This is a genomic window from Gemmatimonadota bacterium, assembly GCA_026706845.1.
Taxonomy (GTDB): Bacteria; Latescibacterota; UBA2968; order UBA2968; family UBA2968; genus VXRD01.
Genome location: JAPOXY010000050.1, coordinates 1 through 17,408, shown reverse-complemented (window position 1 = coordinate 17,408; position 17,408 = coordinate 1). Strand labels below are relative to the sequence as shown.

At 50.7% G+C, this 17,408-nt stretch carries 20 protein-coding genes; 13 read left to right on the top strand and 7 right to left on the bottom strand.

Translation table 11 applies throughout. The features are described from left to right. The 4 genes from OXG87_04970 to OXG87_04955 all read right to left on the bottom strand — a co-directional run. Nucleotides 1–674: DNA polymerase I (locus tag OXG87_04970; protein MCY3868887.1), on the bottom strand; the 674-nt coding region annotated here is incomplete at its 3' end. A gap of 11 nt (nucleotides 675–685) precedes the next feature. Continuing rightward, nucleotides 686–1,207 (bottom strand): hypothetical protein, encoded by a 522-nt coding sequence (locus tag OXG87_04965; protein ID MCY3868886.1) that lies wholly within the window; start codon nucleotides 1,205–1,207, stop codon nucleotides 686–688. Nucleotides 1,208–1,212: 5 nt separating this feature from the next. Continuing rightward, nucleotides 1,213–1,410: a hypothetical protein gene (locus tag OXG87_04960; GenBank protein MCY3868885.1), complete on the bottom strand. Its 198-nt coding sequence runs from the start codon at nucleotides 1,408–1,410 to the stop codon at nucleotides 1,213–1,215. 25 nt (nucleotides 1,411–1,435) lie between these two features. Then, nucleotides 1,436–1,870 carry an FKBP-type peptidyl-prolyl cis-trans isomerase gene (locus OXG87_04955; GenBank protein MCY3868884.1) on the bottom strand — a complete coding sequence of 145 codons (435 nt, stop codon included), beginning with the start codon at nucleotides 1,868–1,870 and terminating at the stop codon, nucleotides 1,436–1,438. 167 nt (nucleotides 1,871–2,037) lie between these two features. On the opposite strand from OXG87_04955, the gene OXG87_04950 reads away from it, so the two are divergent. From OXG87_04950 to OXG87_04905, 10 genes are all read left to right on the top strand, one after another. After that, a complete protein-coding gene (locus OXG87_04950; GenBank protein MCY3868883.1) occupies nucleotides 2,038–2,922 on the top strand; it encodes a PorV/PorQ family protein in 885 nt (294 codons plus the stop codon). Between the two features lie 31 nt (nucleotides 2,923–2,953). Continuing rightward, nucleotides 2,954–3,934: a site-2 protease family protein gene (locus OXG87_04945; GenBank protein ID MCY3868882.1), complete on the top strand. Its 981-nt coding sequence runs from the start codon at nucleotides 2,954–2,956 to the stop codon at nucleotides 3,932–3,934. Between the two features lie 9 nt (nucleotides 3,935–3,943). After that, entirely contained in the window at nucleotides 3,944–5,179 is a 1,236-nt protein-coding gene (locus OXG87_04940; protein ID MCY3868881.1) for a divergent polysaccharide deacetylase family protein, read from the top strand. Between the two features lie 94 nt (nucleotides 5,180–5,273). Continuing rightward, nucleotides 5,274–6,440, top strand: coding sequence for a tRNA guanosine(34) transglycosylase Tgt (gene tgt / locus OXG87_04935; protein MCY3868880.1), 1,167 nt, complete (start codon nucleotides 5,274–5,276; stop codon nucleotides 6,438–6,440). Then, nucleotides 6,421–6,846, top strand: a complete 426-nt coding sequence (gene yajC / locus OXG87_04930; protein ID MCY3868879.1) for a preprotein translocase subunit YajC — start codon at nucleotides 6,421–6,423, stop codon at nucleotides 6,844–6,846. Before tgt ends, yajC begins: the two co-directional genes overlap by 20 nt. 17 nt (nucleotides 6,847–6,863) lie before the next feature. Then, entirely contained in the window at nucleotides 6,864–7,817 is a 954-nt protein-coding gene (gene fmt / locus OXG87_04925) for a methionyl-tRNA formyltransferase (GenBank protein MCY3868878.1), read from the top strand. Between the two features lie 34 nt (nucleotides 7,818–7,851). Then, the gene (locus OXG87_04920; GenBank protein MCY3868877.1) at nucleotides 7,852–8,532 is read left to right on the top strand and encodes a zinc metallopeptidase; all 681 of its coding nucleotides are present in this window, start codon (nucleotides 7,852–7,854) and stop codon (nucleotides 8,530–8,532) included. Nucleotides 8,533–8,645: 113 nt separating this feature from the next. Beyond that, a complete protein-coding gene (locus OXG87_04915; GenBank protein MCY3868876.1) occupies nucleotides 8,646–9,689 on the top strand; it encodes a sugar kinase in 1,044 nt (347 codons plus the stop codon). A gap of 76 nt (nucleotides 9,690–9,765) precedes the next feature. Continuing rightward, nucleotides 9,766–10,407, top strand: coding sequence for a bifunctional 4-hydroxy-2-oxoglutarate aldolase/2-dehydro-3-deoxy-phosphogluconate aldolase (gene eda, locus OXG87_04910; protein MCY3868875.1), 642 nt, complete (start codon nucleotides 9,766–9,768; stop codon nucleotides 10,405–10,407). Next, nucleotides 10,404–11,342, top strand: a complete 939-nt coding sequence (locus tag OXG87_04905; protein MCY3868874.1) for an ROK family protein — start codon at nucleotides 10,404–10,406, stop codon at nucleotides 11,340–11,342. The genes eda and OXG87_04905 overlap by 4 nt, the downstream gene beginning before the upstream one ends. 28 nt (nucleotides 11,343–11,370) lie before the next feature. Here the strand turns inward: OXG87_04905 and OXG87_04900 are convergent, their stop codons facing one another. Beyond that, entirely contained in the window at nucleotides 11,371–12,123 is a 753-nt protein-coding gene (locus OXG87_04900) for a ribonuclease activity regulator RraA (GenBank protein ID MCY3868873.1), read from the bottom strand. A gap of 202 nt (nucleotides 12,124–12,325) precedes the next feature. Here OXG87_04900 and OXG87_04895 point away from each other — a divergent pair, with 202 nt between their 5' ends. Together OXG87_04895 and OXG87_04890 are read left to right on the top strand one after the other, a co-directional pair. Then, nucleotides 12,326–13,132 (top strand): NAD(P)-dependent oxidoreductase, encoded by an 807-nt coding sequence (locus OXG87_04895; protein MCY3868872.1) that lies wholly within the window; start codon nucleotides 12,326–12,328, stop codon nucleotides 13,130–13,132. Nucleotides 13,133–13,155: 23 nt separating this feature from the next. Beyond that, nucleotides 13,156–13,995 carry an amidohydrolase family protein gene (locus OXG87_04890; protein MCY3868871.1) on the top strand — a complete coding sequence of 280 codons (840 nt, stop codon included), beginning with the start codon at nucleotides 13,156–13,158 and terminating at the stop codon, nucleotides 13,993–13,995. A gap of 54 nt (nucleotides 13,996–14,049) precedes the next feature. Here the strand turns inward: OXG87_04890 and OXG87_04885 are convergent, their stop codons facing one another. Further along, complete coding sequence (locus OXG87_04885; GenBank protein MCY3868870.1) at nucleotides 14,050–14,748, bottom strand: protein-L-isoaspartate(D-aspartate) O-methyltransferase; 699 nt, start codon at nucleotides 14,746–14,748, stop codon at nucleotides 14,050–14,052. A gap of 53 nt (nucleotides 14,749–14,801) precedes the next feature. After that, nucleotides 14,802–16,679, bottom strand: a complete 1,878-nt coding sequence (locus OXG87_04880) for a sulfatase-like hydrolase/transferase (GenBank protein ID MCY3868869.1) — start codon at nucleotides 16,677–16,679, stop codon at nucleotides 14,802–14,804. Nucleotides 16,680–16,830: 151 nt separating this feature from the next. Between OXG87_04880 and OXG87_04875 the strand changes: the two genes are divergently transcribed. Further along, nucleotides 16,831–17,408: metallophosphoesterase (locus OXG87_04875; protein ID MCY3868868.1), on the top strand; the 578-nt coding region annotated here is incomplete at its 3' end.

Below are 17,408 nucleotides of genomic sequence, written 5' to 3'. Positions count from 1 at the left end.
AATTCATCGACGTGATCGAGCAATCCCTCCACACTGTCGTACTGCGCGATCAATTTTTGTGCGGTTTTTGGCCCTATGCCCGGTACGCCCGGCACATTATCACTCGAATCGCCCATTAGCCCCAGCATGTCGATTACCTGATCTACGCGCTCAATTTCCCATTGTTCCAAGACCTCTGGAACGCCTAAAATCTCAGCGCCGTCGCCCGTGCGTCCGGGTTTGCTGATGAATGTTTTGTTTGAGACGAGTTGTGCGTAGTCTTTATCGGGGGTTACCATATATGTTGTAAACCCGGACTTTTCAGCCTCTTTTGCCAGTGTGCCGATTACGTCGTCAGCTTCATAACCCGGTTTGCGGATGACGGGCACGTTGAATGCTTCACACATTTGGTCGATGTAGGGCAGCGCGCCACTTATGTCTTCGGGCATTTTTTCTCGTTGTGCCTTGTATTCTTTGTATATCTCGTCCCGAAACGTCGGTTCTGGCGTGTCGAAGACCACGGCCAAATGCGAGGGCTTTGTGTTGCCCAAAATATCCAATAGGGTATTGGCAAAAACGAATAATGCCGAGGTGTTCAGTCCTTTTGACGTCATCCTCGGACTGCGTATCAGCGCAAAATGTCCGCGATAGACCAGTGCCATGCCGTCTAATAAATACAGGGTTTTGTCTGCCATTTCTGATCCTTTCAGCGTTTCATTTCCTCTTCAACCCGCAAAAATGCACCGCGATCCCAATACTGCTTTTTTGTTATGACACCCGTCGAGTCCCAATATGTCCAGATTCCGTCGGGTTCTCCTTCTATGTAATTCACTTCTTTTTCTTTTTTTCCGTTTGCATACCACCAGGTCGAGAGACCATGTCGCCCACCGTTTTCCCACGTCCCCATGTTTTTTTGCTGTCCGTTTTTGTACCATTCTGTCACTACGCCTTCGGGCTTGCCATCTACCCAGTCCATTTCTCCCTGTTTTTGTCCGTTTTCATACCAGTGTGTCCAAACGCCTACTTTTATGTCTTGTTCGTATTTGCCTACCGAGCGCTGGCGACCACTTTCGTAAAATGACTGATACAACCCATGTCTGAAATACCGTTTGTGAGCGTCATCCCAATATACATAATATTCTTCATGTCCATCTTTTACCAATTGAACATCGGGTCCACACGCATATAGCGCGATACCAAGCGCGATGATTCCCAATTGATACCACATATTTTTTACCTGATTTTTGAAGATAGTTCGGAGGGAGACTCAAATTGTGTCGGTTGCTTTGCTTCTTTGATCACTTGTAAAAGTGATTCGATGTCCTCAGGCGTGACATAGGGCGGTTTTTCCATTGCCTTGATAATGCGTTGAGCCATCGGATTTTTTTGTTCCGGCGATGATTTCTTCTCTTTTCTTGTTGGAGTTTGCACGGGTTATCTCCTTGTGTTCGTATAGCTATACTATTATCTCTAACAATTGAATAGTCATAGTAATTTCTTCACCCGCAAAGGGATGGTTGCCGTCTAATGTCACGGTTTGAGATGTTATTTCTTTCACAGATACTTCGATGGGTGTACCATTGGGATCGGATTGTACTTCCATACGCATCCCTTTTTCAAGGAGTGCGTCGGGAGGAAATTTTGATCGCGCAACTTCGATTACAAAGTCGGGATTATAGGGTCCAAACGCTTCTTCTGGAGATAGGATCACTGTGCGAGTATCGCCTTCTTCCAGGCCGTTTACAAGGCGCGTGAATATGTCTTTTACAGATTCGTCTCCCACTGTAAATTCAAATGGTTCATTCTCTGGTGTGCCTTCGGCTATGGTTCCGTCTTCCAGGATTCCCTTGTAATAAATCAATACGCGATCGCCAATTTCTGCTTGTGCCATAATGCCTCCCTTATGAGCGTCTGAACAATGTAAACAGGAGAATGGATATTGTCAATTGCGCGCTTGGGATGGTCTATTTTAATAATGGGCGGTTGACACATTTTGTCCGTTTGCTTAATCTTGTACGATACACTGGGTTTTGGAGCATTTACATGCAGGAGGTTTTTGTGAAGCGCATTATTTTTGGCATTTTTATTGCGATATGTTGCCTGTTTTCCGCTGAGGCCAGTGCTTCGGCACGCAAGGCAGGTTTTGTACTGTTGCGCGAGGGGGTTGGTGCGCGCGCTGCTGCGATGGGCGAGGCACAGACCGCTGTGGTGGGCGAGCAGACTGCTGCGTTTTGGAATCCGGCAGGTGTGGCGGCTATGCAGGGCAAACATTTTATTCTGGCGCATCACCGATCATTTCAGGGGATTAAGCAGGGGTATGGCGGCTGGGCTTATGGCAATGATAGGCGCGGCGTTGCGCTGAGTTTGGGTGTTTATGGGGTTGGTGGATTGGAAGCGCGGCGAGAGCCGACCGCGACACCTGCGGGCACGTTTAGCGTTTACGATCTCAATGCGGGTCTGTCTTATGCACAGAAGATAGGACCGCGAATTTATGTGGGGTTTTCAGTTCGGGCATTGCATGAAAATATCGGGCCAGAGAGTGCGTGGGGGATGAGTGCAGATGGAGGGGTATTGTATCGCCTGTCTGAGAATTTGATTCTGGGGGCGTCGTATCGAAATTTGGGACGGATGGCGCAGTTAGACCGGGAACGCACCCCCTTGCCCCGGGTGTTTCGCATGGGGGCAGCGTGGTTCTGGCGCACGTGGATAGCAACGGCCGATTTTCGTCTGCCAGCAGTGGGCAACAGAGGTGGAAATTTTGGTTTGGAATACGGGGTGATGGGCAGGTTGTTTTTGCGCGGTGGGATTCAAACCGGGCACGACACGCGCATGTTGTCGTTTGGAATGGGTATTACGCGGCGCAACTGGCGGGTGGATTACGCTTTTGTGCCTGCATCGCAGGGGTTGGGCGATTCGCATCGCATTGCCGTGGGGATAAGGTGAGGGTGTGAAGAGAGAAGAGTGAGGAGTTATTGTGTCAGACGATTTGAATGATAATCGGTATTTTTCCACGCAGACGGCCTTGACCAGGACGCGGGAGAATTTGAGACTGCACGTTGGGTTGTTTTTGGCAACTGCGTACACGACGACGGTAGCGGGGATGCTCATGTCGCCACAATTGGCCTCTATGCCCGTGATCGATGACTGGCGCATTTTGATTGATCCGCGTTATCTGGTCTATGGTCTGCCGTTTTCTGCTACGTTGCTGATTATTCTGGGCATACACGAGATGGGGCATTATGTGACTTCTCGCCGCTGGGGTGTGCGCGCGTCATTGCCCTATTTTATCCCCTTCCCTTCATTTATTGGCACCCTGGGCGCAGTGATCAAGTTGCGATCTCAAATTCCGAACCGTCGGGCACTTATCGATATTGGCGCGTCTGGACCTATTGCCGGGTTTGTGATGTCGGTGATTGCGCTGAGTGCCGGTCTGCACATGTCGGAAGTAATCGAATCGCGCGATGTGCCAGAAGACGTGTTGACACTGGGGGATTCCCTGTTGTCGAGTTGGTTGGGCGCAAGGGTTATCGGTGATTTGCCTGAGGGCTATACTGTGATGCTGCATCCGGTGGCTTTTGCGGGCTGGTTGGGATTGTTTGTGACGGTGTTGAATTTGTTGCCGATGGGACAATTTGATGGGGGGCATATTGTATATGCGATTTTTGGTGGGAAACACCAGTTAATTTCTTGGGCGACAATGGTGGGGTTGGCATTGATGTGGTTATTGGCACCGCCTTACCACTGGTGGGATGCACAATCTATGGTCAGGGCCTGGTATGATTCCCGCTGGGTCGGTTGGCTGGTGTGGTTGGGATTGGCTGCGCTGGTGGGGCGACATCATCCGCCGCTTGCAAATCCCGATGTTGAACTGGATCCCGCCCGGCGATGGATTGGGTACGCGTCGCTGGCTATTTTTGTATTGTGTTTTATTCCCGATCCAATTCAGATTTACTGAGTCTGTGAAATGGCGAAACGTTTGTCCCAAAAAAGACCATTGGAAATGGCTCGCAAGCGGCGATCTCTTCGGTTATGGGTTGTGCCCTGTGTTATAATAATTCTGATCGCCGGTGGATTGGCCGCCTATTTTTGGCTACCGCGGTCGTATTTTTGGCGACTGCGGTCGTATTTTTGGCAACCACAGTCGGTCGAATATACACTTCCCGTGGAAGAGATACCAAGATGGAAAGCTGGTCCAGATGATATTGACGCATTTGCCGATACGATGGTCGTGCGGGCAAAAGAGGTGTTGATCGGGCTGGGGGTTCCTCCTGAAGTGATTAAAGAGGTGCGTTTGTCCAAAGGCGAAGTGCGGTGGGAAGTGCAGTCGAGAGTGCCCGATGCTCTGCCGCTGGCTCTTTGCAATCTGTCTTTGACCCATCTGGCGCATGAATTGGGTGGGGCGGTAATTGAAGGTAGCGAAGACCGACAGGGTACTAAGTTGTGGCTTCGCGTGGGTTTGAATGATAAACAGACCAATTTGTTCCGGCTCGAGCAGAGTGAAGAACTCGAACGACTCGCGGGACGCATTGCCATTGTGATCGATGATTTTGGATATCAAGAACAGGATTTGATTCTGTCTTTTTGTGAGTTGTCGCAGCCGATTACATTTTCGATTTTTCCCGGCGAGAAGCATACGGCCTGGATAGCGCAACAGGCGATTGAGAAAAATCACGGTGTGATGGTTCATTTGCCTATGGAGCCGATAGGCTATCCAGCGCGCGATCCAGGTCCCAATGCAATTTTTTTGGATTACGCGCCGGAAAAGATCGCAGAGTTGACTCAGAATGCTCTCGCATCCGTGCCCCATGCAAAGGGGATGAACAATCACATGGGGTCTCGCTTAACACAAAATTTTGAAGCGATGAAATCGGTGTTGCGGGTCGTAAAACGATGGAATTTCTTTTTTATAGATAGTGTCACGTCACCTGAATCAGTGGCTTATGCAATTGCACGGGATATGGGTATTCCAGGTGGTCGCAATGCGATGTTTTTGGATATCGTCGAAGATGAGGACGCGGTGGTCAAGCGGCTGTACAGGCTCGCTGCACACGCACGGCATGAAGGCACTGTGATTGGTATTGGGCATGCAAAACTCAATACACTACATGCACTGCAACGCATGTTACCCGAGTTGGCAGAACAGGGGTTTGTATTTGTGCTGGCTGAAGAGGCTGTGAAAGAAGTGGGAAGTGAGGAGTGAGAGGACCACCCATCCTTGACGCATAAGAGATGGGTTGTTATATTGAGCCGCGTTTCTTTTAAACGATTATTTTTTTCGTTTTTGGAGGTGCGTTATTGATGTTGATGGTTTCCGGTTTGAGGTGGTTGCTACCGATGCCGGAACACAAGCACGTGCAGGGGTTCTCCACACGCCGCATGGGATTGTGGAAACCCCAGTTTTTATGCCGGTGGGTACACTGGGCACGGTTAAGACGCTTTCGCAGCAAGAGTTGCGGGATTTAGATGCGCGTATTATTCTGGGCAATACATACCATCTTTATTTGCGGCCGGGTATGGATCTGATGGCTGAGGTAGGTGGTTTGCACAGATTTATGAACTGGGATCGGACGATTTTGACGGATAGCGGCGGATTTCAGGTGCATAGTTTGGCGAATTTGAATAAAATTACCGAAGAAGGGGTGTTGTTTCAGTCGCATATTGATGGGTCCACGCATCTGTTTACGCCAGAGAAGGTGATTGAAATAGAGCATGTGCTCGGCGCAGATATTGCGATGATGTTTGACGAGTGTACGCCGTACCCCAGTTCGCGGGATTACGCACGGGCAGCAGGCGAGCGCACGGTGCGCTGGGCAAAGCAGTGTTTGGATGCTTATGAGGGATATGGGCGAAAGAGTTTGGCGGGGCACGCGCAGGCTTTGTTTGGCATTGTGCAGGGGAGTACGTATCGCGATTTGCGCGAGCGTTTTACCGAAGAAACCGTCGCGCTCAATTTTCCGGGTTACGCGATAGGGGGTACAGGTGTGGGCGAGCCAAAAGAAGATACCTGGGAAGCGATTTCGACTGTGGTATCTATTTTGCCCGCGGATCGCCCTCATTATATGATGGGCAGTGGGACGCCCGAAGATTTGATTCAGGGCGTGATGCGCGGTATTGATATGTTTGATTGCGTGATGCCAACGCGCAATGCGCGCAATGGAATGGTGTTTACACAACGCGGGAAATTATCCATTCGCGCGGCGCGTCATGCCCGGGAGTTTGAGCCGCTTGATCCGGGATGTGCGTGTTATGTGTGTCGAAATTACACGCGGGCGTACATTCGGCATTTGCATCATACGCGAGAGATGTTGGGGTTGCGGTTATCTACAGTTCACAATGTACATTTTTATTTAAATTTGATGCGGCAGATGCGAAAGGCAATTATCGAGGGTGAATTTGCACAATGGCAGAGGACCTTCTTAAATTTTTACAAAGGAAATGAAGATGGAAAAATTCAAGCGTGATCGTGTGGTGGCAATATTCAAAAAGTGGGGGAATGGGTTTCTTGTTGGAGTGTTTGGTGTTTTGTTGTTTACGGAGAAGGCCTTTGCCTTTGGCGGTGGACAACCCGCAGAAGGTGCCGAGGCTCCCAGTATGCTGGTGACGATGTTTCCATTTATTCTGATGTTTGTGATTCTGTATCTTCTGATTATTCGCCCGCAACAGAAAAAACAAAGAGACCATCAGAGGATGGTTGATGACTTAAAAAAAGGCGATCGCGTTGTGACTTCGGGTGGGATGCATGGGACTATTACGGGGATTAAGGAGCAAGAGGGCGTTTTGATTGTGCAGGTGGCCAAAGAGGTGCAGATTGAGGTGTCGCGGGGGTCTATTTCGAGGGTGGATGAGCGCAATTCCAAGAAAAAGTAGAAAGGTGAAGATTGGCGATGAGGGTGGTGTTTATGGGTACGCCCGATTTTGCAGTGCCGTCGCTTGTGGACGTGGCTCAAAGCGATCATGATCTGGTGGGCGTGGTGACGCGGCCAGATAGACCACGCGGTCGGGGCCAGCAGATGCAGCCAACCGATGTGAAGGCTGCGGTTATATCGCTGGGATTGGATGTGCCTGTTTTGCAGCCGGAGGCGCTTGGAGATGAGAATTTTCACGCGCAGTTGCAGGCTCTGGAACCGGATTTATTTGCGGTGGTGGCTTTTTTAATTTTGCCGCGTTCTGTGCTGGCGATTCCCAAATTGGGTTCTGTGAATGTCCATCCCTCTCTATTGCCCAAATATCGCGGGGCAGCGCCCATTCAATGGGCTATTATCAATGGTGAGACCGAGACGGGTGTGACCATTTTTCAACTGTCGCCGCGCGTGGATGCTGGCGATATTTTAATTCAACAAAGGGTGGCGATTGGGGACGATGAGACGGCGGGCGAACTGTATGAGCGATTGAAGGTGATGGGCGCTGAGTTGCTCATTCGAGCTATTGATGGGATGGCAGATGGTTCTGTTATTTCCGTGCCGCAGAAGGATGAAGGGGTGAGTCGCGCGCCAAAATTAGAGAAAGAAGATGGTGAGATTGATTGGACAAAAGGCGCTGGAGATATTCGCAATCTCATTCGGGGAACCAATCCTTTTCCGGGGGCGTTTACACTCTGGCGCAATAAATTGTTGAAGGTTCATCGGGCTACGGTTGATACGGGACAGGGAGAAGCGGGCATCGTGATTGGTGCAGATGGGAAATGCGGACTTGTTGTGGGAACAGGCGAGGGAGTTCTCGCGCTGGACGAGGTGCAACCGGCAGGTAAAAAGCGCATGTCCGGTGCTGATTTTGTGCGGGGATATCGCATTGAGGTTGGGGAGAGATTAGGTAGAGACGCGAAGGCTGACAACCGATAACTGATAACTGACAACTGTTTCAGGAGGAGATGTCATGCTAGAAGGTTTGATGGTGATGTTTGTGGGAATAGCTATTACGCTGTGGGCGCAATTCAAGGTGAAGCGCACGTTTCGCAAATACGATGAATTTGTTGCGCGAAGCGGCGCGACTGCAGATCAGGTCGCACGAGATATTTTGCGTCGAGGCGGTTTGCCCGTGGGCGTGGAGCCTGTGCATGGGCATTTGACAGATCACTACGATCCGAGAGATCGCATGTTGCGTCTGTCGGAAAGTGTGTACGGAAACCGCTCCTTAGCCGCGATTGGCGTGGCGGCTCACGAAGCTGGGCATGCGTTTCAACACGCGCAGGGGTATGTTCCACTGTCTCTGCGGACGAGTCTGGTTCCAGTTGCAAATATTGGGTCAAAGATGGCGTGGGTTTTTCTTATTGCCGGGTTTCTTTTTAGCTGGTTTGAGCTCATTTTTTTGGGCATTGTGTTCTTTTCTGCGGCTGTGGTTTTCAGTATTGTCACCCTGCCGGTTGAATTTAATGCGAGTAGTCGGGCTATTCAGATTCTGGCAGATGGCGGATATTTGACGCCTGAGGAGATCCCCGCTTCGAGGAAGGTTTTGAATGCTGCTGCGCTGACTTATGTTGCCTCAGCACTGGTGGCAATTTTGGAGTTATTGCGCCTGTTGTGGATGTCGGGCTTGCTGGGTGGCTCGGATGAATAGAAGTGTGAAGTAGGAAGCGTGAAGTAGGAAGATGCACCAGCCTTTGGGCAGTTGGGATGGGATTTCTCACTTCTTCCTTCTACCTTCTCACTTGCTTTTTTTGGGAGGACTATATGTACGATGTCGTGACTTTTGGCGAGGCGATGATTCGGTTGTCTTCGCCAGAATACCGCCGATTGGAGAATGCGAGCAAGCTCGATGTCGAGATCGGTGGGGGAGAATACAATGTCGCGGTCGGTTGCGCACATTTGGGATTGAAGGCGGCGTGGGTGTCCCGGTTGGTCGATAATTGGACGGGTTGGATTATTCGCAACAAGGGCCGCGAGCACGGGGTGGATATGTCTAATATTTTGTGGACGGATTTTGATGGCGTGGGGCTTGAGCGCAATGGATTTTACCATATGGAAGTGGGTGTGGGGCCGCGTGCGAGTGCCGTGACGTATGACAGAGGCCATACTGCGATTATGAATATCAAACCCGGAATGGTGGATTGGGCATCTATTTTTGAAGGGAGCAAGTGGTTTCACGTCAGTGGGATTACGCCCGCGTTGTCCGAAGGTGCGGCAGAGGCTACAGTAGAATCGCTGGTAGCAGCCCGCGATGCAGGCGTGACCACGAGTTTTGATCTCAATTTCAGGTCCAAATTGTGGAGCGCAGAACAAGCGCAGGAGACGATTGCAAAGTGTATTCCACACGTGCAGGTGCTTATCGGCAATGAAGAGGATTTTGAAAAGACGATGGGGCTTAAAGCCGAAGGCACGTCGGGCGATTACGATGCGCTTGATCCGGAGAGCTATAAAGATGTCGCGCGCAAGGCCGTATCGCAATACCCCAATGTGACGCTTGTGGGTACAACCCTGCGCGTTGCGAAGACGGGGTTGCTAAATGACTGGCGCACGCTGCTTTACGATGGCAGTGAGTTTTATTTTTCGCGTATTTACGAAGATTTGGAGATGGTAGATCGCGTGGGTGGTGGCGATAATTTTTCAGCGGGTATTATTGCCGGGGTGCTCGAGGGCAATCCCGCTCAGGATATCGTGGATTTCGCAGGGGCTTATTCGGCGCTGGCACATACGTTCCCGGGGGATGTGAATTGGGCTACGCGATCGGAAGCCGAGAGTGCGATGAAGGGTGAGAGTGCGCGGATTAGACGATAGAGTCTGAGATGAATGCGCCAATAACATAACGCCTCTCTCTATTTTGGAGAGAGGTTTAATTTTGTGAGGAGGAAAAATGTCCAGTACTGTAGATCGCATTATTGATTGTGGTGTGGTTGCCGTGTTGCGGGCAGATAATCCGTCGCAGTTGATGGATGTGTCAAAAGCGCTGCGCGAGGGCGGTGTGGTGGCGATTGAGGTGACGATGACGGTGCCGGGGGCGCTGAAGGTGATTGAAGAAGCGTCGGCAAAGATGGAAGATACGATTATTGGGGTGGGGTCTGTGCTCGATCCAGAGACGGCGCGGGCAGCAATTCTATCCGGCGCAGAATATGTGGTGAGTCCCATTTTGAATACGGCGGTGATTGAGATGAGCAAACGATATGGCAAGGCCGTGATGCCCGCCGGATTTACGCCTACAGAAATTTTGACGGCATGGCAAGCGGGAGCCGATGTGGTCAAGGTGTTTCCCGCTGGCGTGGGAGGACCGTCTTATTTTAAGGATATTCTGGGTCCTTTGCCGCAGGTGAAGCTCATGCCCACGGGTGGAGTAGATGCCAATACAACGCCCGAGTTTATCAAAAATGGCGCGGTGGCTGTGGGGGCTGGTAGTGCGATGGTCGATAAGGTGGCTGTGGATAATAAAGACTGGGCATCTTTGACGGCAACGGCAAAATCTTTTGTAGATGCTGTGGCGCAGGCGCGAGCGGAAAAATGAGTTTGACGATTGGTATAGATTTAGGAGGCACCAATACGCGCGCGGGGCTTGTGACGGCGTCTGGGGAGATTGTAGGTAGGGCGCGGGGACCGACGCGATTGCATCTGGGTGCTGAGGGTGTGATATATGGCATTGCCGAATGTGCGCGTGCGGCTGCGCGAGATGGTGGGATTTCATTGGCAGAAGTACAGGGGGTAGGGGTTGGTGCGCCAGGTCCATTAGATCCGTTTGAAGGTGTGATCATATCGCCCGAAAATTTACAGTGTATGCACGGTGTGCGATTAAAAGATCGCCTGGAGGCATTGCTCGGGCTTGGCGTGATGGTGGATAATGATGCAAATTTGGCGGCTTATGGCGAGCAATGGCTGGGGGCTGGTCGAGGTGTTGATCACTTTTTGTGCGTGACCCTGGGTACAGGAGTTGGCGGTGGATGGATCAGCGAGGGGAGGGTTATGCACGGGTTTAATGGCAATGCGGCCGAGGTGGGGCATATTACAGTGGATCACAATGGACCGCTCTGTCCGTGTGGCAATTTTGGATGTTTGGAGATGTATGCATCTGCCACGGCTATGGTGCGCCGTACGTTGGAAAGACTTGAAGGGGAAAAGCCGGAGACATCTTTGAAAGCCGAGGGTTTGACCACACAGGTTATTTTTGAAGCGGCAGAGACAGGTGATGATTTTGCAATGCAGATGTTTGAGGAGACGGGGTTTTTCCTCGGTGTGGGGCTGGTGAGTCTGGTGAATGTATTGAATGTAGATCGCGTTGCGCTAACAGGCGGACTGGCGCAGGCGGGTGATTGGATTTTTGATCCGGCGATGCGAACTTTTTGGGATCGCGGTACTGTTGGTGTAAAAGAACACGTGCAGATTGTCCCTGCAGAACTGGGCGATGACGCGGGGATTTTAGGCGCGGCCAGACACGCGCAGGCGTAAAGCGCCACACTGTCTGACCCCTTACGTCTTACGCCTCTCCTTGTTCCTTTTGCCACGCTTCATATTCTGCACGCGCTTCATCTGTCAGTGGATAATATTTCCGCAGGTCGCCGCCTTCGGCGAGTTTCATTCGGCTAAAGACTTCCCATTCGGCGTGTTCGGTCGCTTTTTCTGCCAATTCAGGCGCGAGTTTAATCGGTACTACCACGGCGCCGTCGTCGTCGGCAATAATAATATCGCCGGGCATTACAAGTGTGTCACCACACGCTATCGGGACATTCACGGCGTGGGGGAAAATATTGGTTTGCGCGTGAAAATTGGGCGTTGTTCCTTTAAGCCATAAGCCGAGGTTTAATTCCCTGGCGTGGGGAAAATCGCGAATACAACCATCGACAATTGCACCTTGACCGCCCTGGCCGGAAAAATAGGTCAGCATCATCTCGCCAAAAACGCCACTGCTCATGTCGCCCCGAGCATCGACTACAACCACATCGCCCGGTTGTGTGTGATATAGCACATGGCGATGCAATTGTCTTTCCGGCCCTTGATATTCTCCCGATGAATGCAAATCTTCTCGTTTGGGCATAAATTGTAGCGTCAGTGCCGGGCCACAAATTGATTTGCCCGGCGTTCGGGGAAGGGGCCCCAAAATTTGGGCATCGCGGATGCCCAGCTTAAATAATTCTCCACTGGCTGTGGCACTGCCAATATGTGATAACGCATCAATTAATGACCTGGATGGGCGTTTTATATCCTGTGTTTGAATGGGTTCTAAACTCATCTATAGCTCCTGTTTTGATTGGTTTCACGCATCTTGTATGATCTTAAGATAAACAATGCCCGCATGGATTCAACACTATTTTCTTGTTTGGCAAGAATCTGATTGTACAGTATTTTTGAAGTACTGGTGCTGTTTGTTTTAAGATTTGACATATTTTTAAGCCGTGCGCGATACGGTTTATTATTTTTTTACAGGAGGTCTCATGCTCGGTCTTATCGGACTTGGACTCGTCGGGTCCGCACTTGTTGAACGCTTTCGCGACAAAGGTTTAGAAATTGCGGGGTATGATATTGATTCCGAAAAAATAAAAGCACATGAAGGTGACGGTTTTACGCCCTGCAAATCGCCAGCCGATGTCGCCGATAAAGCGCGTCGAATCGTTCTTTCACTTCCCGACTCTTATGTTGTCAACGATGTGGTTACAGGTGCGAGGGGCGTTTTGTCTGCGGCATCTCCCGGCGCAATTATTGTGGATACTACTACAGCCGATCCGCAGATGTCAACTGCGCTTGCCAAACGCCTTGAAAGCAGGAGTATTCGCTTTCTCGATGCGACTATTCTCGGATCCAGCAAGCAGGTGCGCGAATCAGATGTTCTCGTGATGGTCGGCGGTACTTTACCCGTCTTTGAATTGTGTACAGATATTTTTGAAGCCTTCTCGCTCAGGACCTTTCTTTGCGGATTGGTCGGGGGGCTTGTTCTGTCACAAAAAACGGGGGTAGATATCGATGTTTTGCTCGATGTTTTTAAGATGGGTGGCGCGTATTCTCGCGTGATGGATATTAAAGGCGAAAAAATGATCACCGGAGATTTTACCACTCAGGCTGCATTGGATCAGCACTTAAAAGATGTGGAACTCATTCTTGACCTCGGCGCGCGTACGGAAACGCCATTGCCCGTAACCGGGCTTCACGCCCAACTTTTGCGCACGGGCGTTGCGCTCGGTCTTGCAGAACAGGACAATTCCGCCATTGTCGAAGTGTTGAGGAAAATGGCGGGAATTAAATAATCACGACCGGAAAGGATATGTCCATGATCATTGATACGCATGTTCATTTTTACGATACAACCCGACCCGGTGGCGTTCCCTGGCCGCCCGAAGACAATGCATTGCTCTATCGCCCCGTTTTGCCGCACCACTTTGTTGAACGCACTGAAAAGATGGGTGTGGCTGGGACGGTTGTAGTTGAAGCCAGCCAGCTCGTTGAAGACAATCAGTGGATTCTGGATCTCGCAGCAGACAATCCCTGTATTGTCGGGTTTGTGGGTCGTCTGGATCCCCAGACCGAAGATTTTGAGAAGAATCTCGATCTCTTTTCAGCCAATCCGCTCTATCGCGGGATTCGTCTGGGACTTCAGAGGGGTAGTTTGGAAGATCAAGATGCTCTTATGCCACAACTCCAAAAATTGGCTGACCGCGATTTGCAGCTCGATTTGATGACGAATAGCAAACAGTTGCCCATCAATGCTGTTATTGCCGAGCAAATTCCCGATCTGCGCATTGTTATTGACCATGTTGCACATGTGGAAGTGACGGGTGAAGCACCCGATCCCGAATGGGTGCAGGGTATTCAGACCATTGCTAAATACTCCAATGTGTATTGCAAGGTGTCTGGCATGGTTGAACGCGCAGCACAACAACCCGCCCCCGACGATCCAGCTTATTATGTGCCTACGCTCGATGTGTTATGGCATGCTTTTGGTGAAGACCGTCTGGTCTATGGCAGCAATTGGCTCGTGTGCGAACGCGCAGCACCCTATGAGACGGTGCTCAGTATTGTCACCCATTATATTGAGAATAAGGGACCGGAAGCGATGGAGAAGTTCTTCTGGAAGAATTCAAAAGCTGCGTATAAGTGGATTGAGAGGTGAAAAACGCGAATCAAAGAAAGCAATTTGGTGGCGGGGCAGGGTTCGTCTATTCGTCTAATACGTTGCTCCGGTGGAATCTACCATCGGCACGAATCTGACAGGTATAATGTGTTGCTGTTGCAATTTGCCTTTCTGCTTGGTCAATAGCACGAGTTCTTGTGCATCGCGTTTTCCAACTGGAATTACCATGCGCCCACCTTCGGCGAGTTGGTCTTGAAGGGGTTGGGGTACCTGCGTTGGTGAACACGTCACAATAATCGCATCAAAAGGCGCGTGTTCTGGCCATCCTTTGTACCCATCGCCAACTTTCACTTCGATGTTCTCATACCCCAATGTGTTGAGCAAGTTTGCGGCGCGCTTGCCCAGCACTTCTACAATTTCTATGGTGTAGATGCTGTCACATAACTCGCCCAGAATCGCCGCCTGATACCCCGAACCCGTTCCGATTTCCAGCACTTTATCCGACTTCTCCAAATTCAGCACTTCGGTCATCAGCGCGACAATATACGGTTGAGAAATGGTCTGTCCCTCGCCGATGGGCAATGGATGATCGCCGTATGCTCGTGAAGCATAAGACTTGGGCACAAACTGGTGGCGCTCCACTTTTCGCATCGCTTCCAGGACTATCATACGTTCTCGCAATCGCTCCATGAGGTCTTGTGCATGCGATGTAGAGATCACCGCCACACCTACAAATAAGAGCAGTACAGCGTGTGCTGAAATGCTCTTATTCAGTATTTGCATCCTGCGCACTATGTACCTCCTGTATCATGTTTTGCTTCTGCCATTAAGCCTTCCTTTCGCGGTCAGGTTACGACAAATGATGCTTCAACTTCTTCACTCTCTTTATAGCCTATCCGAATGGCTTTGGCGCGAATTGTGGTCTCACCTTCTGGCAGGCGGATGGGTTCGGTGTACAATCGCCAGTGTTCATCGCCTGCGAGTTGATACGCCATTGACGCGCCCTGTGTGCCGCAGTAAAATTGTACGATTATCGGTCCCTTAAAGGTTCCACCTTCGGGCGCGGCCTCTCGGCCGGGGCTTTCTTCACATATTGGTACAAAAACCGGTAATTCGGTTTGCGGTTGCTCTGTGCCCTGCCACATGCGAAATACCATCTGATCTTCGGGCACATCGCCCCATACGTCGTATTTTTCGCGCCAGTCGTCCAGTGCCCCGCGCAAGCGGTTCAATGTTTCGGCGTGTGCGGAATCGTCCACGAGATTATTGACTTCAAATGGATCGTTTTCCGTGTCGTATAATTCTTCTACTGGGCGTTTTTGAAACATCACATTTTGTACACCTTCCAATTCGCCCGCGAGATGGAGCCGCCACATTTCCTGCAATGCGGGATGCCGATTGCGATAGGGGATCCACAATAAATACGGGTTTTCCGTCATGTAGTTTCGTATGTATTTGTATCGCTTATCCCGCACGGCGCGCATCATGTCATAAGATTCGTCGTAACGATCTCGCGTTGCAAATATGTAATCCCGGTCTTTTTCCTGTGGTCCCACAAAGGGTTGGCCCTGGAGATGGGCCGGGATTTGTACACCGGCGAGTGATAGTACGGTTGGACCCAGATCGATCATGCTGACCAATCGATCGTTGACGCTGCCGGGTTCCAATTCGCCCGGCCAGCGCACGATGCAGGGTATGCGAATGCCCGCATCATAGGGCCAACGCTTGGCCCGGGGGAGACCTTCGCCGTGGTCGCTCCAGATGAATACAATTGTGTTGTCTGCCAATCCATCGTCTTCCAATTGCTGCAGCATTTCGCCAACCCACGCATCGTTGTCGGCGATGTTGTCGTAATGTCTCGCCAATGCCAACCGCGCTTTGGGTGTATTGGGGATATAGGGCGGTAGTGTGACCGTATCTGGATCGGTTTCTACTTCTGGGCGTTTCTCTGGCCACATGCCGCTTTCGTGCGTTACGGTGCGATTAAATACCGCAAAAAAGGGCGCGCCATCTGGGCGGTTGCGCCAGTGGGCTTGTGCGCTCAATTCATCCCAGGCAGTAATTGGCGGGGTAAATTGATAATCGGTTTTTGTGTTGTTCGTGCAGTAATACCCTGCCATCCGCAAATATTCTGGAAAACATTTCACATAATGCGGTGGTACAACGTCGTAGGGCGTGGGCATTTGCGGTGCATGTGCATTGGTGTGGCGCGTGCGCATGTGCTGCGAGCCTATTGCCGTTTGATACATGCCCGTGATAATTGCCGAGCGACTCGGCGCGCATACGCCCGCTGTTGAAAATGCATTGGGGTACCGACATCCTTCAGATGCCAGTTTATCGAGATTTGGCGTGCGCGCCACTTTATCGCCATAACACCCAAATCGCGGGCTTGTGTCTTCTAAGGATAACCATAGGATATTCGGTCTTTCACTCATTTCCCTTCCTTTCATCCAGAATATGACGTAAAAATTCAATCGAAGAACCAGATCAATTCGCCGTCCCAGCATATCTTCCAAAAAAAATGACAGATGCATGAAGTGATCAAATGATTTCTGCCCAGACTCAAATTCTACAAGCAAATCAACATCGCTGTCAACACGATGTTTTTCTCCTACAAACGAACCAAAAAGCCCCAGACGCTTAATGCCATATTTTTTTATTTTGATTTGATTTTTTTTTAAAAGTGAGAGCATCTCATCTTTCGATTGAATAACAGCGTTCATGTGCTCAGCCTCCATTCTCTCAACATCTTCTACAGTTGGATATGAACTTGTTTATTATGCACAATCTTTATATGGCAGGCAATCATTGTTTGTTTTGCCTCAGGGTGTGAATATTGTATTTTGCCTATAACTGACAACAAAGAGGTGCGCTATGACGATTGAAATTCGAGGCAGGGTGATGAATGAACCGTCTGGACGCGGTCTGGGCGGCGTTTTGGTTTCCAATGGGGAGCAGATTGTGCAGACGGACGAGGAGGGGCGGTACGCGCTTGCGGTAGAACCGGAGGCACACAGATTCGTATTTTTGACTGTCCCGGATGGTTTTCGAGCGACATCGGGGTTCTACTCATCTATACGGAACTGGACAGACGCGCAAGATGGGGTGGATTTTGGACTTGAGTCTGCACCTGAGCGGGCTGTGCGGCAGTTTGCGCTTGTGCAGATTACCGATACACACGTTGTGACGGAAGGGGATATGCTGACGTCCGGAGAGGTTCTCACCGAGGCACTACAGCGACTTGTCCGGGAAGCCAATCCGGATATGATTGTGGCGAGTGGGGATCTGACGAACAGGGGAGAGCTTGCCGAGTTGTACCGTTTTCGAGAGGCACAGGAGACGGTTTCAACGCCGGTTTTCCCGCTGTTCGGCGGGCACGACGGGAACGAGGAGCGCCACGAGGGGGGCTCAGCGGACAATACGTTTACCCGGAATTTCGAAGCGGTGCTCGG

Bases quoted from the DNA above. Each gene is read 5' to 3' on its own strand.
- OXG87_04965 (MCY3868886.1), bottom strand. From the start codon at position 1,207: ATGTGGTATCAATTGGGAATCATCGCGCTTGGTATCGCGCTATATGCG.
- OXG87_04955 (MCY3868884.1), bottom strand. From the start codon at position 1,870: ATGGCACAAGCAGAAATTGGCGATCGCGTATTGATTTATTACAAGGGA.
- OXG87_04940 (MCY3868881.1), top strand. From the start codon at position 3,944: ATGGCGAAACGTTTGTCCCAAAAAAGACCATTGGAAATGGCTCGCAAG.
- yajC (MCY3868879.1), top strand. From the start codon at position 6,421: ATGGAAAAATTCAAGCGTGATCGTGTGGTGGCAATATTCAAAAAGTGG.
- fmt (MCY3868878.1), top strand. From the start codon at position 6,864: ATGAGGGTGGTGTTTATGGGTACGCCCGATTTTGCAGTGCCGTCGCTT.
- OXG87_04920 (MCY3868877.1), top strand. From the start codon at position 7,852: ATGCTAGAAGGTTTGATGGTGATGTTTGTGGGAATAGCTATTACGCTG.
- OXG87_04915 (MCY3868876.1), top strand. From the start codon at position 8,646: ATGTACGATGTCGTGACTTTTGGCGAGGCGATGATTCGGTTGTCTTCG.
- eda (MCY3868875.1), top strand. From the start codon at position 9,766: ATGTCCAGTACTGTAGATCGCATTATTGATTGTGGTGTGGTTGCCGTG.
- OXG87_04905 (MCY3868874.1), top strand. From the start codon at position 10,404: ATGAGTTTGACGATTGGTATAGATTTAGGAGGCACCAATACGCGCGCG.
- OXG87_04900 (MCY3868873.1), bottom strand. From the start codon at position 12,123: ATGAGTTTAGAACCCATTCAAACACAGGATATAAAACGCCCATCCAGG.
- OXG87_04895 (MCY3868872.1), top strand. From the start codon at position 12,326: ATGCTCGGTCTTATCGGACTTGGACTCGTCGGGTCCGCACTTGTTGAA.
- OXG87_04890 (MCY3868871.1), top strand. From the start codon at position 13,156: ATGATCATTGATACGCATGTTCATTTTTACGATACAACCCGACCCGGT.
- OXG87_04880 (MCY3868869.1), bottom strand. From the start codon at position 16,679: ATGAACGCTGTTATTCAATCGAAAGATGAGATGCTCTCACTTTTAAAA.